Below are 15,281 nucleotides of genomic sequence, written 5' to 3' on the forward strand. Positions count from 1 at the left end.
ACTGCTGCGGGCGCTGCACGACGAGCACGCGGAGGCGCTGTACGCACACGCCCTGCGGCTGGTCAACGGCGACCGGCAGCGGGCCGAGGACCTGGTGCAGGAGACGCTGCTGCGGGCCTGGCGGCATCCCGAGTCCCTCGACCCACGACGCGGCTCCGTGCGGGCCTGGCTGTTCACGACCGCTCGCAACCTGGCCATCGACGCCTGGCGTCGACGCTCGACGCGGGTCGGCGAGGTGTTCACCGACGAGATTCCCGAGCCGCCGGAGGTCGTCGACGAGGCCGAGCGCGCCGTCGAGGCGTGGACCGTCGCCGAGGCGTTGAACCGGCTCAGCCCGACCCACCGTGAAGTCCTGGTGGAGTGCTTCTACCAGGGGCGGTCGGTGGCGGAGGCGGCGTCGCGGCTGGGAGTGCCGCCCGGCACCGTCAAGTCACGCACCCACTATGCGCTGCGCTCACTACGGTTGGTCCTGGCCGAAATGGGGGTGACGGGATGACCCGGTGCGAGTTCGCGCACGACGACGGCGCGTACGTGCTGGGCGCCCTGGCCCCCGCCGAGCGGGCCGCCTACGAGCGGCATCTTGCCGGCTGCGCCTCGTGCCGGGATGCCGTCGCCGAGATCGCCGTCCTACCGGGACTGCTCGGCCGCCTCGACCCGGCGGGCCTGGAACAGTTCCTGCCACCGCCGACCGCGCCCCGGGCGCCCGCGCTGCTCGAGGAGGCCCGGGCGCGCCGACGCCGCGAACGGACCAGAACCCGTCGCCGGTACGCCCTGACGACGCTGGCCGCCGCCGCATTGGCCCTGGTGGTCGGCGTGGGAACGGCCGCCGTGCTGCCCCGACCGGTCGCCCCGCCGCCGGACCCGGGGGCGCAGGGCACCTCCCGGCCCGCTCCGCAGGTGTCGATGGTCGCCATGCGGCCGGTGGCACTCGCCGGTCCGGTGCACGCGGACATCGGTCTGACCGGCAGCAAGTGGGGCACCGAGATCACCATGCACTGTGGGTACGACGCGCGGACGAGCTACGGCAAGGCGTACCCGTTCCGGCTGGTGGCGAAGGGCCCGAGCGGCGCGAGCGAACAGATCGGCTCCTGGCTCGCCGCACCCGGCGACGACCTGGTGTTCACCGGCATGACCCGCTTCACCGACGCGGAGCTGGTCAGCGTGGAACTCCAGAGAGCCGACGGCACCCCCCTGCTCACCTACGCAGTCCCCTAACCCGCCCCCTTGCCCCGCTCCCCGCCCCGCCGCCCCCGCTCCCGCCCCCGCCGATCTTGCACTTTCTGTGGCCCCATAAGGGGTGTAGGGCCACAAATTGACGACAGAAACTGCAAGATCGCCGAGCGCGGGCGGTCGCGGAGCGTGTGCCGAGGCGGGCGTGGTGGTTCAGGGGGTTGGGACCGGGGTGGGGACGCGGGACGTGTTGCGGGACTGGTGTGCGGCGCGGATGGCGTCGGCGGTGAAGACCACCAGGGCGAGCCAGACCAGCGCGAAGCCGGCGAGGCGGGCCGGTGGCATCGGCTCGTGGAAGATCAGCACACCGCAGGCGAGCTGGAGGATCGGCGCCAGGTATTGGATCATGCCGAGGCCGGTCAGCGGCAGTCGGTTGGCGGCCCCGGCGAAGAGCAGCAGCGGGATCGCGGTGGCCGCGCCGGCCAGCACCAGCAGCGCGGTGTGCCCGGCCGAGACGTGCCCGAAGGTCAGTCCGTCGTGCCGGGACAACCAGGCCAGGTAACCCAGTGCGGGCAGCGCCAGCACCGCCGACTCGACGAAGAGCCCTTCGGCGGCGGGCAGCCCGAGCCGCTTCTTGATCAGGCCGTAACCGGCGAAGCTGAACGCCAGGGTCAGCGCCAGCCAGGGCAGCCGCCCGTAGTCGACCGCGAGCACCGCGACGGCCGAGCCGCCGATGCCCAGGGCCACCCACTGCGCGGCGCGCAGCCGCTCCCGCAGCACCGTCACCCCGAGCAGCACCACCACCAGGGGGTTGATGAAGTAGCCGAGCGCGGTCTCCACCACCCGGTCGGAGCTGACGCCGTAGATGTACATGCCCCAGTTGACGGCGATGAGCGCCGCCGCGGCGACGATTCCGGCGAGCGCCGCGCGTCGGCGCAGCAGCGCCCGCAGGAAGCCGACGTTGCGCAGCGCGCCGAGCAGCAGGGCCACGAAGAGCACCGACCACACGATCCGGTGGGCCAGGATCTCCAACGGGCCGGTGGGCCGCAGCACCTTGAAGTAGAGCGGGAAGAAACCCCAGAGCAGGTACGCGCCGATGCCGTAGAGGTATCCCAGGCGCAGTGGCGTCACGCCTTCACCGTAAGGGGTCAGCCTCCGCTCTGTTCCTTTCCGGTGATGGGGGTCACCGGCGGTCGCCGGTCGAGGTTCATCCACCGTCCGGGAACGTCCAACGGGGTGAAGCCCACCCGCGCGTACACCTCGTGCGCGTCGTTGGTGATCAGCAGGATCCGTCGTACGCCCAGCTCGTCCAGGTGGTCACGGACCGCGCCCACCAGCCAGGTGCCCAGGCCGAGCCCTCGCGCGGCCCGGTCGACGTACACGTCACAGAGCCAGGCGAAGGTGGCGCGGTCGGTGACGACGCGGGCCACCGCGACCTGGCTGTCGTCGTCCGTCCGGTAGATGCCGAACGGCAGCGACCCGGCGAACGCCCGCACGACGCTGTCCCGGTCGCGTCCCAGTGCCCAGTACGCGTCGGTGGACAGCCAGTGGTGTACGCGGTCCAGGTCGAGTCGGGCGGGATCGGTGCTGAGCAGGTGACCGTCGGGCCGGGTCAGGGTGAACACGTCGGCGACGCTAACCGACCCGAGGGGGCCGTCAGCCGGCCAATTCCCGAACTCTGGTCACCGGACCGCCCTGCCCGTCGGGGCCGGGCGGTCCGGGACGGTGGTTGGTCAGTCGCGGTCGAGGACGGCCCCGAGGATCCACGTCACGATGCTCACGAACAGGGCGCCGAGAACGGCGGCCGGCCAGAACCCGTCCACCGAGAACGGCAGCCCGGCCTGGTCGGCGATCCAACTCGTGAGAAGGAACAGCAGCCCGTTCACCACCAGCGCGATGAGGCCGAGCGTGAGCAGGTAGAAGCCGCAGCCAACGGTCTTGATGACCGGCTGGAGCACCGCGTTGACGATGCCGAAGATCGCCGCCACCAGGATCAGCGTGGTGACCGTCTGGACGGCGGAGGTCGATTCCAGGTCGATGCCCGGAATGAGCAGCGTGGCCAGCCAGAAGGCCAGTGCCGTGGTGGCCAGCCGAATCAGCAACCCTTTCAGAAAACCCATGGCGGGGATCGTGCCACGGACCATCCACGGGCGTAACCCGGCAGTTGACCATCGAGGGTGACCGGCCCGCCTCGCGCGGCCACGCTCAAGCCCCGAGCGTGGCCACGCTCAAGCCCCGAGCGTGGCCGCGCTCAAGCCCCGAGCGCGGGTGCGCTCAGGCCCGTGCCGGCCGGCCGATCAGCTGAGCCTCGATCGGGGTCGGGGAGAGCAGCGCCCAGCGCAACGCGCGGCGGTTCACCACCGCCACCATGTCGTCGCGGATGCGGGTCAGCCAGTCGGCCGAGGCGCCCAGGCCCAGCGCCGCGCCGGCCAGCGTCGCCTCCGCCGGGTGCAGCCGCTGGAGCACCGCCAGGTCGGCGCGACTCAACGTGTCCAGGTCGGCCGGTGTCAGTTCGTCGCGCACCACGAGGGTGGCCCGCCACGCCGGACCGGGTTCGGTCTCGGCCGGCACCGGTCCGGTGTCGACGATCAGCAGCAACGGCCGCAGTGCTCCGCCGGCCGATTCGGCGACCGGCCGGCCCGGCGGGATGAGCGGAATCGTTCCCCCCGGCGCGCCCACCCCCCGTACGAACGGCTCCCACGCGCGGGGTCGGGCCGTCTGCACCACCACCAGCGCCCCCAGGGCCATCGCACGCAATGCGACGAGCTGCGCGGTACGCACCCCGCCCAGCAACAGCACCCGCGTGCCCTCCGGCCGGAACAGCCGCACGGTGACCGCGCCACCGTGCCGGTTGGTGCCGACCATCATCCCCGCCTCGCCGAGGGTCAGCTCCCAGTCGTCAAGCGCCGCCTCGGGCCGTCCGGCCGAGAGGAGCGCCAGCGGCAGCGTGCCGGCCAGGCCGTCCAGGTGCGCGCCGTCGAGCCGCCGCAGATCCCCGCCCGCGCCGTCGACGAGGCGGCCCAACGCGTCGACGGCCACGGTCAGTTCGGCCGTCGACGTGGCAGCCAGGCGTACGGTCAGCTCGGTCACCGCGTCCGCGCCCGCGGCCGGCCCCACGCAGAGCGACACGGTCGTCGCGGTCACCGGCAGCGTCAGCAGCCGGGGCACCAGCTGCCGCGCCGCCGCCGCACCGGCCTGCGGCCAGCGGACCAGCCGGAACGTCGCCTGGACCAGAGCGCCGGTGCGCAGCGACGGCCAGCCCTGGACTATCGGCTCACCGTCGTGATGGGCCAGCTCGCCCAGGACCCGCAGCGCCGCGGGTACGCCGAGCGGCCGGGCGGTCAGCGGGCCGAGTCGACGGATGATCCGGCGGGTGGTGCCGGCGAGCGCCCGGCGCAGCGCCTCCGGCGTCCAGCCGTCCGCCCGCAGCACCCGGACCGCCAGCACCGCCCGCTCCCGCCCGACGAGGCGGCCGTCGGTGAGCTGCCGGTACGAGGTCCCGACCGTGCCACCCGCCGTCGGTACGGGCGCCGGTGTGCCGGTGAGCAGCAGTTGGATCCGTACCGGTGGCACGTCCGGCCCCGGCGTCGGCAGCAGCGTGGACGGCGCGGGGATCGCCCGGGACGCGTCGCCGAGGAGGTCGCCGGGGTCGCCGAGTTCCAGCACCACCACCATGCCGCCGGTGTCCTCCAGCACCGCCGCCGGCCCGCTGGACAACTCGGTCGAGCCGACGACGGCTCCGGGCGCGACCAGGTCGAGCAGTTCGACCGCACCGGCCCGCTCGCCCAGTTTGCGACGACGGGTCACGTGCCCGGCGGCGGTGCCCAGCCACTCGAAGAGCCACCGGCCCCGGAACCGGACGCAGGCGGCCGTCACCAGAAGCGTCGCCACCAACAGCGCGGCGATCATGACCGGGGCGCCCTGGCCCGAGGCGGCGAGGACGACCGCCACGGCGACCTGCCCGGTGACCAGTTGGCCCGCGCGCATCCCCGCACCGAGCCGACCGATGGCGGCCCACCGCGCGGGGTTCGTCGAGCGGGTACGCCGCCTCGGGGAGCGGTGCCGACGAGAGTGCCCCGCGCGCTGCCGCCGATCGTGGTCGGTCCGACGTCCGGTGCGGTGTCGACCGACGAGAGGGCGGGGATGTCCGGCCCGGCTGTCGGGGAAGCTGCGGTCGGGCCCCACCCGGCGTCGCTCGCCGGTTGCGCGCCTGAAGTGGTGATCGGCGGCACCGCGCCTCCTCGACCCGGTCTGGACGTGCCCGGCGGCCGACCGCCCCCGGATGCCCGTCACGCGCCGCGACGGGGCTGCCGCACATCGTAGGCGACCGATGGCTGTCGTAGTTGTCCACAGGGGAGAGCCGGGGGGTAGCAGAACCGCTACCAGGCCGCTACCGTCAGCCACGAAGTTCATCGCTGACCCGTGTCCGACCGTGTTCGTCGAGCGGGCCACGCGAGCGGTGCGCTCCCACCGCGGGCGCATTGACAGCCAGGCACGACCGAGGAGACGAGGTGACGTCCGGGTGTCCCAGACCCAGGCAGAAGCAGCGGTGATGAAGCAGACCGCCGCGAGGTTCGAGCAGGTGGACCAGTCGTTGCAGTCCATGCTGACCGGCCTGCTGGCCGAGTTGGAGGTGTTGCAGCAGGCCTGGCGCGGCGCCGGCGGGCGGTCGTTCGAGCAGGTCAAGCGACAGTGGGCAGACGATCAGGCGGCGTTGCACCGCGCGCTGCGGGAGACCGCCGGTGCCATTCGCACCGCGGGTCGACAGTACGACGTCTCGGACGACGAGGCGGCCAGCCGGGTGGCCGGCACCAACCGCGGCGGCATCCAGCTGCCGCTCTGACCTGCCGGGAGGGCATTCCGATGGACAACGGTGTGCTGGTCGTCAACTTTGCCGCGCTGCAACAGGCCGGCGCGGACATCCAGCGGGCGCTGAACACGCTCGACTCGCAGCTCGGCCAGCTCGAACGTGACGCTGCGCCGCTGGTGTCGGCCTGGTCCGGTGACGCCCGCGAGGCGTACGAGCAGCGCCAGGCGCGGTGGCGCTCCGCCTCTCAGGACCTGCAGGCGATGCTGCGGGCCATCAAGTTGGCGGTGGACGACTCCGCTGCCGACTACCTCGACACCGAGAAGAAGAACACCGGGCTGTTCCAGTGACTTCGGTGGGCCGGGAGCGCTGACCATGACCGCGTCGGCGTCCCGGCCGCCCTCGGGCGAGGGCCACGGCGGCGACCGGGTCGGGTCAGGCCGGCTCGGCCGGTCGCCAACGCCGGCGCGCGCCCCGGGGCAGCACGAGGGCCAGCACCACCACGGCGATCGCTGTCACGCCGATCACCGCGCCGGCCACCAGGGCCCGGTCCCGGGCGGTCGCGCGACGCGCCTGGCGGGCCAGCGCGGCCTGATCGGCCCGGTCATCGGCGAGCGCGGCGGCCGATCGGGGTCCGCCCGGCCGGCCGCCGGTCTCGGTGACCGCCCGGTAGGGGTTCAACACGCCGGCCCCGTACCCGCCGCCGTGTCCCGGGCCGGGCGCCGGATCGGCCGTGGCGACGATCCGCTCCACCACCTCGGTGGCGGTCAGCTCGGGTCGGTACGCGCGCAGCAGCGCCGCGGTGGCGGCCACGAAGGGCGCGGCGTAGCTGGTGCCCTCCACCCGCTGGTGGCCCTGAGCGGGCGCGGCGACGAGCACCTCGCTGCCGGGGGCGACCAGATCGACGTACGCGCCGGTCTGCGAGAAGGTGGCCCGCGCCCCGTCCGCCCCGATCGCGCCCACCCCGAGCACCCCGTCGTACGCGGCGGGGAACGGGCGCGGGTCACCGTTGTCGTGCAGATTGCCCACGGCGGCCACCAGCACCACGTCCCGCTCGACGGCGTACCGGACGGCGGAACGGACCTGCGGGTCGTCGGCGTACAGGACCACGGAGAGGTTTACCACGTCGGCGTCGTGGTCGACGGCCCAGCGGATGGCGCGGGCGAACTCGCCGGCGCTGACCGTGCGCCCCGATTCCCGGCCCTGCACCACCTGCTGCTCACTCACGCGTACCGGCAGGATCCGGGCGGCCGGCGCCAGGCCGTGGAAGGCGACGTCGGGCTGCGGCGCCGCCGCGATGATGCTCGCCACACCGGTGCCGTGCCCGGCACAGTCCTGGCCGCCGTCCCCACCCGGTTCGAGCAGGTCGGCGCCGGGCAGCACCCGACCGGCCAGTTGGGGGTGTGCCCGGTCGACGCCGGAGTCGACCACCGCGACCGTCACCCCCGCGCCGGTGGTCAGCGGCGCGAGCCGCGCGGGGTCGTACCGCTGCTGGGGCCACGGTGTGGCCTCGACCGGTCGAACGGGCGTCAGTGGGGTCGCGCAGACCGGAGCCGATCGGCGCGGGCCGGCGGCGACGGCCGGACCTGTCGCGCCGGTCAGCAGTGCGACCGCCAGACCGGCCAGGACCGGGCGCGCAATCGACCGGGACATCGACAGCCTCCGTATCGTGTCGGCTCCGGAACGGGATGTTATCGCCTCGCCGTCGCCGGGGCGGACCGCCGCCGGCCAGCCATTGTGATCTTGATGCCACCTTGTAGGTTGTACGCGATACCTGTGGCCTGTTCTCGGGAGGAGAGGTGGCCGTGACCGAATGGGAGCCGGCCACGGAGGCCGAGGTGGCGATGCGGGACGCGCTGCGCGCCAACGACCAGGAGCTCTACTTCCGCCTCCTGTCCCGCACCGATCTGCTGTTGCCCGTCTCCGCACCGGCATCCTCCGGTCAGGCCGCCGGCTGGGGCACCTGGACGACCGGGGGCCGGACGCACGTACTGGCCTTCACCTCTACCACCGCGCTGCGGGCCTGCCTCGGCGAGCACGCGGGCACCCACCGGCGCGTCCCGTTCGCCGACCTCGCGCTGGGCTGGCCAAACCACGAGTGGTGGCTCGCGGTCAACCCCGGGCTGCCCGTCGAGGGATACCTGCCTTCCTGGTTCGTGTCGCAGCTCTCCCGTGGTGACGTCCGGCTGCCGGGCCGCGCCATGGGCGCCCGGGCCCGGCTGGAGCGGGCCGAGACCCTGTCCCGGTTCCGGGCGGGTACGACCGGTCGGGAGGCCCCTCCCGCAGCCGGGTCCGTACCGCCCTCGCCGATGGTCCCCGAGGCGACGCCGCCCGGACGACCCGGACCGAGGAGCGCGACGCCTCCGGTGTCTCCGCCCGCCGCCTCGGGCCATCCCACCCGCTCGCCCGGCCCGGGTGACCTGCCGCGCCGCTCCGGGGTGGAGGACATGCCCGCCGCCGGGCCACCGCAGCCCACCGAACCGCCCCGCACGGTCCGGCCGGGTGCCGGTGTCGGGCCGGGGGCGAGCCGCACCGCCGCCTCGCGGTACGTGCCGTTGGCCGCCGACCGCACCCGCACCGCCCCGGTCGACCAGCCGACTCCACGTGCCGGCCGGCCGTCCGCGACCCGTCCGCCCAGCGAGGGTGACGGTCCGGCCGTCGGTGGTGGCGTCAACGAGGAAGGCCGGCGTTCCTTCTTCGAACCGACGTCCGGTCGTAAGTCTGGCCTGCCCTCGGGTGACGGTCGGACGGGCGACCGGGCCGCGCCGCCGTCGCGGTTCGGGCGCGGCAGTCAGCCCTTTCCGCGCCGCCGCCCCGCCGACGCGCCCGGCGGCGACAGCGCGACCCAGGCCTTCGCGATGCCCGCGCCGGACGCCGGCCGCGGACCGTGGCCGCCCGCGGCTGACCTGGGCACCTCCCGGGTGGTACGAGCGCCGCTGACCGATGACGAGACCACGCAGCCGCTGCCGCCGCGACGGCCCGACCCGTTGGCCGAGGAGCCCACCCGCGCGTTCCGGGTGCCCGGTCCGGTCAACGGCGGACCGCCACCGGCCCGCCTCTCGGAGCCGGCGCCCGCCCCGGACGAGACCCAGGCGATCCCGCGTGGCCGTCCCGCTGAACGGCGGCGCTTCGAACCGGTGGAGGATCTGCCGCCGACGGTCGCGGAACCGGTCTCCGGCCCGCCCGCCCCCCGGCGCGGCTTCACGCCCATCGTCATCGAGGGCACCATCATCGAGTCCCGGGATCTCCTCGATCCGCCCGAGGTCGGCCCCTTCTTCGAGACCGCCCGGCGACCCGGCCCGACGACCACCGCCCCGCCACCGTTCAGCCCGGCCGTGCCCGACCCGGCCGCGCCGGACCCGTCCGGATTCAGCCCGGCCGTGTCCGACCCGGCCGCGCCCGGCCCGTCCGTGCCGGATCCGGCCGTGTCCGGCCCGTCCGTGTCCGGCCCGTCCGTGCCCGGCCCGTCCGTGCCCGGCCCGTTCGTGCCGGATCCCACTGCCTGGGCCGCGTCTGGTGGTGGAGCGAGCCTGTTCGAGCCATCCAGCGTCACCCCGGCCACCGACGCCGGGCTGGGCGGTACCGGCCCGGCCACCGACGCCGACCTTGGCGATGCCCGTTCAGCCGGTGACGCTGGCTTCGGCGCCGGCGGCGATACCGGTCGGTCGTCCCGATCCCCGGTGGGTTACGAACCCGAACCGGCACGCCCCGATTCCGACGCGGAGGCGACGATCGCGGACGCCGTCGAGCCTCCGACGGTCGACGAGCAGGCGTCGCCGCAGTTCCAGCCGGCGAACACCGTCGAGGAGGACCTACTCGGCGCGGCCGGGGCCGGGAGCACGGACACGTTCCTGTCCACCCTGCTGCTGGCCCGCGTGCTGCTGCCGGCGGCGGCGGACTCGAAGCGGGGCAGCCGTCCCGGCGACCCGGGGTTCGTCTGGCGCACCGCCCGCCTCGACGGCGAGACGTACGTGGTGGTCTACACGTCCCCGGAGCGCCTCGCCGACCACGTCGAGGGCGCCGTCGACACGGTCCGGGTGAAGTTCGCCCAGCTGATCCGGCGCTGGCCCGACGAGGACTGGTCGTTCGCCGTGAACCCGGGCACCCCGGTCGGCGCGAAGTTGCCCGGTGACCAGATCGTCGCGCTGGCCAACTGGGCCGCCGAGGTGGGACTCGGCGACGACCTGGAGGTCGACCCGGTGGAACCGGCGGCCGAGGCGGAACCCGCCGCGCGTCCCCGGTACGCCCCGGCGGCGGTGGACCCGGCCCGCCCGACGGTGATGCAGAAGGCGATCGCGCCCAGCCAGCTCGCGTACTACCTGGAGCGGGGGTACGACCGGGTCTCCGGTTTCGTGCACCGGGCCGGCGAGCTGGCCCACCTGGCCACGCCGGCCGAGCTGCACGACGCGTTGGGCCTGAACTACCCCGGTTCGCCGTTCGTGCGGGACGCCGAGGAAATCTACGTGCTGCGTTGGCCGGCGCACCGGCCCAGCCTCTACCGAATTCCGTACGGCGGACAGAACGAGGCGGCGATGCGTGCCATGGAGGGCTGGGTCATCGAACGCCCGCCGTTCCGGGGCAACGGCTTCGCCCCGGGCGAGAGCAGTGACGTGGTGGCGGAGTTCAAGGTGGACAGCGCCCGCCTTCCGCACGGCGCGCAGCTCTGGCGGATCGGTGGCGACGGTACCGAACGGGTGGTCGCGGTCCTCGACACGGACGCGGTCACCTGGCGGCGGGTTCCGGAGGAGTGATGCGCGACGGTTACGTGGCCCGCTGGCAGGGCCGGGAGTACCAGGCCAGCCCGGACGGCGACGACATCCGCCTGTACCAGCCCGAGCCGGGCGAGGGCTTCGAGGAGGTCCGCGCCGGCCGCTACGTGCGGGTGCTGCCGGCGAGCGAGATCGAGGATCTGGCGTACGTGCGGACCACCTGCACCTGGCAGGGCCAGCCGTTCATCGTGCTCGGCGAGCACGACGCGTGGCTGCGCGTCGAGTACACGGGTGGTCGTTGGCCGGTGGCCGAGGCGATGCGGTTGGAGGTCTTCGACTTCGGCGTCTACCAGGGCTGGGCGCCGGCCGCCGAGGTCACCGATCTACGCGAACAGCGGGTCTGACCAGTTACGACTTGGCCCACCGCAGGATCTCGCCGAGCACCACCTCGGGGGCTTCCAGGTGCGGGAAGTGCCCAACCCCGTCCAGCAGACGCCACTCGTACGGGGCGACGACATACCGGCCGGACCCGAGGGCGGTCCGTGGCAGGGCGGCGATGTCGGCCGCGCCGTGCAGTTGCAGGGTCGGGGTGACCAGCGGCTTCTGCATGAGGCGCACGAATCGGTAGCCGTGCAGCCGCAGCACCGAACGGAAGGCCCAGCGATAGCCTTCCAGCGCGCAGAAAGCGGCCTGCGGGATGCGCATCGCCTCCCGACACCGTTCGGCGTACGCCTCGAAGTCCGCGCTGGCGGCCCAGCTCGGGCCGGCCCAGCGGCGCAGGATCTCCTCGACGCCCGCCGCGCCGTCCCTGGTGAGCACGTGTTCGTAGCGGGGGAGCTGGAACTTCAACGCCGGGGTGGAGGCGGCGAACTGGCCGCGCGGGTCGGCGAAGATCGCGGCGCGCAGTCGTAGCGGGTGGGGTGCGCCCAGGACCACCAGCCGACGGACCAGGGACGCGTGGAACGACGCCACCGTCCAGGCGACCATGCCGCCGACGCCGCTGCCGACGAGTGTGGCCGAGCGCTCACCGAGGGCCCGGATGAGGCCGGCGATGTCGGCCGCGAGGGTGTAGCCGTCGTACCCCCGGGGTGGTTTGTCGCTGGCGCCGTAGCCGCGCAGGTCCACGGCGACCGCGCGGAAGCCGGCGTCGGCGACCGCGGGGAGCATCTGGTGCCAGGCCCACCAGTGCTCGGGGAAGCCGTGCAGGAAGAGCACCATCGGGCCGGTGCCGGCCTCGACCACGTGAAAACGGCTGCCGTTGGCGCCGACGAAACGGTGCGTCCACGGGCCCTCGGTGAGGACGCAGGACTCGTCGACGGCTTCGCCGCGCTGGTCGGTCATGGTTGACAGCCTAGGACCCCGTCGGGAGACGGCCGTTTCGCCGGCCCGACTGTGACCCTGCGGGGGATCAGACGACCGGGCTGATGTCGACGATGGTGGCCGGGATGCCCGGCCCACAGTCGGCGGCCGGGTCGGCGGGGCCGATGGTCACCCGGACCGTCGTACCGACGGTGAAGGTGCCCTTGTCGATGCCGTGCAGCGCGTACTGCCGGCCGTCGTCGGTGACGAGGCCGTAGCAGGGGCCGTCGCCGCCCCGGTTGATCCGGCCGGCCAGGGCGTTGGCCCGCCGGGCGTCGGTCGGCTTGCGCGGTGGTCCGGTCGGCGGGCGCAGGGTGGGCAGCGGGACGCGTGAGCGCGCCGGGCGGCCGGCGGGAGCCGACGGCGTGGCCCCGCTTCCGGTCGGCGCGGCGGAGGCCGGTGGTGGGCTGGTCGCCGGGGTGCCGGACGGGGTCGGTTCGGCGGACACGGTGCCTCCTTCGTTCCGCGTTCCGGCGCAGCCGGCCAGCGCAAACAGGACGGTCAGGCCGGCGCCGGTCAGGGTGGTGCGGGTTCGCGGTCGCACGGGTGATCGGACGCGCGCCACCCGGTCGGGGTTCCCAGGAACGGGCGATGCCCGGGCAGGTGACCTGCCCGGGCATCGCCGTGGTACGGGTGGTGCCGGATTGAGGGATCAGTTGAAGCGGACGGTGGTGTTGATTCCGTCCTGCGACAGAACCTGGATCGTCCGGCCGGTGGCCGGGAGCTTGACGCCGTGGTTCGGCAGCTCCGGGAACCAGTACTGCTGGGTGTCGTCGAACAGCGGCTGCGCCGCCTGGCCACGGACGTAGTTGGCCTGGCTGTTGATGTGCAGCGTGAACGAGTCCGCCTTCTTCAGGCTGAACGGCGCGTCGTAGACCTGGACGCGGGCCCGCCAGGGGGCGCCGGTCAGGTTGTACAGCGGCCGCGGGTGCGCGTCGATGATCATGTTCCGACCCTCACCCGGGTGCGCGAACGTGTCGTTGTCCGACCACCGCAGGTTCCAGTACGAGATCAGCAGACCCTCCTGGTACGCGTAGTGGTCCACGTAGTCCGGGCGGGTGTTCTGGTAGCCGAAGTAGTACGGGCCGGTCTTGAGGTACTTGTCGTACGAGGTGTACGACCGGGTGCCGGCGATGTAGAAGTTGTCGAACGCCTTGGTGTAGGTGGCCCCGGCGATCTCGAACTTCCCGGTGAAGGTCCAGCCGTTGGCACCGTTCTCGGCACCGTCGGTGAACACGGTCTGGCCGTCGGCGGTCACGGTGATCGCGTCACCGTAGAAGCCGCCCCGGGAGACGCCGCCGTCGGTCTGGTAACGCAGCCGGAACTGCACGACCTTGCCCGCCACCGAGTTCATCGGGATGTTGACGTCGACCCACTTGCCGCCGCTGGAGCCGTCCAGGGCGAAACGCCCGGGGGAGATCTCCTTCAACGCCTTGCCGTTGACGGTGCCGGGCAGGGTCGCCCAGGTCTTGCCACCGTCGGCCGACGCCTCGAAGAACAGGTAGTCGAAGTTGGATTCGATGTTGTAGCGGCCCTTCATGGTCAGGGCGGCCGACGACTTCCCGGTGAAGTCCAGGGTCCGGGTCATCGTGCTGTTGATGTTGTCGTCGTTGCCCGTGAAGAACTGCTTGCTGCCCTCGAACGGCGCGCCGTTCGAGAAGGTGTAGTCACGGTCGGGGAGTACGACGACGGCGGCCTGCGCCTGGGGCGAGTTGTACTCCTGTGGGCCGAGAACCACATCGCGTTTCTCGCCCAGCCCGAGCGTGTCGTAGTCGAGCCAGCCGAGCTGGAACTTGTTCCACGCGCCGAGGTCGCCACCGCGCTCGCCGATGCCGCCGTCGTTCTTGCCACCGAGCCGGCTCTGGGCCATCAGGGTCCAGTGCTCGTTGTTGTTGTCGCCACCGTTGACCACGTTGTAGTCGTCCGGCAGACCGAGGTCGTGGCCGTACTCGTGGTAGAAGACGCTCCGGCCACCGTTCTCCGGCTGGATGGTGTAGTCACCGATCCAGACGCCGGTGTCACCGATCTCGGTGCCGCCGCCGGGGAAGGTCTCCGGGCCGGTGTTGCCCTGGTCCGACGCGAACGCGTACCAGCGGTGGCTCCAGATCGCGTCCTCACCCTGGATCGGGTCACCGTCGGCCTGGTCGCCGCCGGAGTGGACGATCTGGAAGTGGTCGATGTAGCCGTCCGGCTCGTTGAAGTCGGCGTCGTTGTCGTAGTCGTACCGGTCGTACTGGTCCATCGACTTGACGTCGGCGGCGATCTGCGCGTCGGTGCGGCCGGCGGCCTTCTGGTCGGTGACCCACTGGTTGGCCGCGTCCCGGACCAGGTCCCAGGTGTTGTCGCAGACGTTGCTGTCGCAGACCGCCGGGTCGTTGGCCGGGTTGGTGGTGTCGTCGTCGGCGATCGGGTCGTCCGAGCGGCCGTACCGGGCCTCGTTGTACGGAACCTTGACCCAGTCGGTGACCTCACCCTCGACGCTGTAGCGACCCGAGGACTGGGCCTCGTAGTACTGCTTCAGCGACTCGTCACCGGGGTTGGTGCCGAAGTAGAGCTGCCGGTAGTGGTCGGCGTTGTAGTCCGGCTGCCAGACGGTGGAGTTGTCCACGGCCCGGTTGGGCGCCGGGATCTGGTTGTGCAGCGGCCCGTCGAACTTGGTCGGCCCCGCGGTGTCGGGGTCGATGCTCTTGTCCGGGAAGTCCGGGTGCCGCTCGTTGCCGAACTCGGCAAGGATCACGAAGATCTTGTCGGTCCGCTCGCGCGAGAGTTCGACGTACTGGTCCTCGGTCTGAGCCGTGCCCGCCCCGGTGGTGCGGGCGGCGGCCCCGTCGGCCTGGGTCTTGCCGACCTTGACGACCGTGCTGCCGTTGACCTTCTGTGCCTTGGCCTCGCCGGTGAGGACCTTGCTGAGGCCCTCCTGGCGCAGCGCTCGCCGCTTGTCCTCCAGCGGGTTCGGCAGGTCGTGGTCGGCAAGGGCGGGTTCGGCGACCGACGGAGCGGCCGTCGGCAACTTCGGCTGCGGCGCGGCACTGGCGGACGGTCCGAACGCCAGCCCCGTCGCCGTCAGTGAAAGCCCGAGCAGACCCACTGCGACTTTGCGCACGTGGTACCTCCGGTGTGAGGGAACCGACCCAACGGGGGTACGGGCCGGTGATAGATCGATCCCACTAGTGGGACCATTGGTGAACATAGACACTGCTGCGACGGGTGGGAAGACGCACGCGTCGATTTGTTGC

The 15,281-nt window shown here is 72.9% G+C and carries 14 protein-coding genes; 6 read left to right on the forward strand and 8 right to left on the reverse strand.

Features of this window, described 5'->3' with window-relative positions; translation table 11 throughout:
• Nucleotide 1: 1 nt before the first annotated feature.
• Together ACQP0N_RS01880 and ACQP0N_RS01885 are read left to right on the forward strand one after the other, a co-directional pair.
• Entirely contained in the window at nt 2-496 is a 495-nt protein-coding gene (locus tag ACQP0N_RS01880; protein ID WP_433121366.1) for a sigma-70 family RNA polymerase sigma factor, read from the forward strand.
• A complete protein-coding gene (locus ACQP0N_RS01885) occupies nt 493-1,215 on the forward strand; it encodes an anti-sigma factor family protein (RefSeq protein WP_355048256.1) in 723 nt (240 codons plus the stop codon). The genes ACQP0N_RS01880 and ACQP0N_RS01885 overlap by 4 nt, the downstream gene beginning before the upstream one ends.
• Nucleotides 1,216-1,383: 168 nt before the next feature.
• Here ACQP0N_RS01885 and rarD read toward each other — a convergent pair whose 3' ends face one another.
• The 4 genes from rarD to eccE all read right to left on the reverse strand — a co-directional run bounded on the left by rarD (nt 1,384) and on the right by eccE (nt 5,157).
• Entirely contained in the window at nt 1,384-2,301 is a 918-nt protein-coding gene (gene rarD, locus ACQP0N_RS01890; protein ID WP_433117043.1) for an EamA family transporter RarD, read from the reverse strand.
• A 17-nt stretch (nt 2,302-2,318) separates the two neighbouring features.
• Complete coding sequence (locus tag ACQP0N_RS01895) at nt 2,319-2,795, reverse strand: GNAT family N-acetyltransferase (protein WP_433117045.1); 477 nt, start codon at nt 2,793-2,795, stop codon at nt 2,319-2,321.
• A 108-nt stretch (nt 2,796-2,903) separates the two neighbouring features.
• The gene (locus ACQP0N_RS01900) at nt 2,904-3,290 is read right to left on the reverse strand and encodes a phage holin family protein (protein ID WP_355049298.1); all 387 of its coding nucleotides are present in this window, start codon (nt 3,288-3,290) and stop codon (nt 2,904-2,906) included.
• Nucleotides 3,291-3,444: 154 nt separating this feature from the next.
• Nucleotides 3,445-5,157 carry a type VII secretion protein EccE gene (gene eccE / locus ACQP0N_RS01905; protein ID WP_433117048.1) on the reverse strand — a complete coding sequence of 571 codons (1,713 nt, stop codon included), beginning with the start codon at nt 5,155-5,157 and terminating at the stop codon, nt 3,445-3,447.
• Nucleotides 5,158-5,692: 535 nt separating this feature from the next.
• On the opposite strand from eccE, the gene ACQP0N_RS01910 reads away from it, so the two are divergent.
• Nucleotides 5,693-6,013, forward strand: a complete 321-nt coding sequence (locus ACQP0N_RS01910) for a WXG100 family type VII secretion target (protein ID WP_355049296.1) — start codon at nt 5,693-5,695, stop codon at nt 6,011-6,013.
• A 20-nt stretch (nt 6,014-6,033) separates the two neighbouring features.
• Entirely contained in the window at nt 6,034-6,327 is a 294-nt protein-coding gene (locus ACQP0N_RS01915) for a WXG100 family type VII secretion target (RefSeq protein WP_357123578.1), read from the forward strand.
• A gap of 85 nt (nt 6,328-6,412) precedes the next feature.
• Here ACQP0N_RS01915 and mycP read toward each other — a convergent pair whose 3' ends face one another.
• On the reverse strand, nt 6,413-7,630 hold the full coding sequence (gene mycP / locus ACQP0N_RS01920; RefSeq protein ID WP_355049294.1) for a type VII secretion-associated serine protease mycosin: 1,218 nt from the start codon (nt 7,628-7,630) through the stop codon (nt 6,413-6,415).
• Between the two features lie 152 nt (nt 7,631-7,782).
• Between mycP and ACQP0N_RS01925 the strand changes: the two genes are divergently transcribed.
• The gene (locus ACQP0N_RS01925) at nt 7,783-10,728 is read left to right on the forward strand and encodes an SseB family protein (RefSeq protein ID WP_433117051.1); all 2,946 of its coding nucleotides are present in this window, start codon (nt 7,783-7,785) and stop codon (nt 10,726-10,728) included.
• The gene (locus ACQP0N_RS01930) at nt 10,725-11,090 is read left to right on the forward strand and encodes a hypothetical protein (protein ID WP_030486287.1); all 366 of its coding nucleotides are present in this window, start codon (nt 10,725-10,727) and stop codon (nt 11,088-11,090) included. The genes ACQP0N_RS01925 and ACQP0N_RS01930 overlap by 4 nt, the downstream gene beginning before the upstream one ends.
• A 4-nt stretch (nt 11,091-11,094) precedes the next feature.
• Here ACQP0N_RS01930 and ACQP0N_RS01935 read toward each other — a convergent pair whose 3' ends face one another.
• The 3 genes from ACQP0N_RS01935 to ACQP0N_RS01945 all read right to left on the reverse strand — a co-directional run bounded on the left by ACQP0N_RS01935 (nt 11,095) and on the right by ACQP0N_RS01945 (nt 15,133).
• A complete protein-coding gene (locus ACQP0N_RS01935) occupies nt 11,095-12,027 on the reverse strand; it encodes an alpha/beta fold hydrolase (protein WP_433117053.1) in 933 nt (310 codons plus the stop codon).
• Between the two features lie 67 nt (nt 12,028-12,094).
• Nucleotides 12,095-12,493: a hypothetical protein gene (locus ACQP0N_RS01940; RefSeq protein WP_433117055.1), complete on the reverse strand. Its 399-nt coding sequence runs from the start codon at nt 12,491-12,493 to the stop codon at nt 12,095-12,097.
• A 204-nt stretch (nt 12,494-12,697) separates the two neighbouring features.
• Entirely contained in the window at nt 12,698-15,133 is a 2,436-nt protein-coding gene (locus ACQP0N_RS01945; RefSeq protein WP_433121368.1) for an immune inhibitor A domain-containing protein, read from the reverse strand.
• Nucleotides 15,134-15,281 lie beyond the last annotated feature (148 nt).

This window comes from Micromonospora sp. CA-246542, assembly GCF_050942905.1.
GTDB lineage: Bacteria > Actinomycetota > Actinomycetes > Mycobacteriales > Micromonosporaceae > Micromonospora.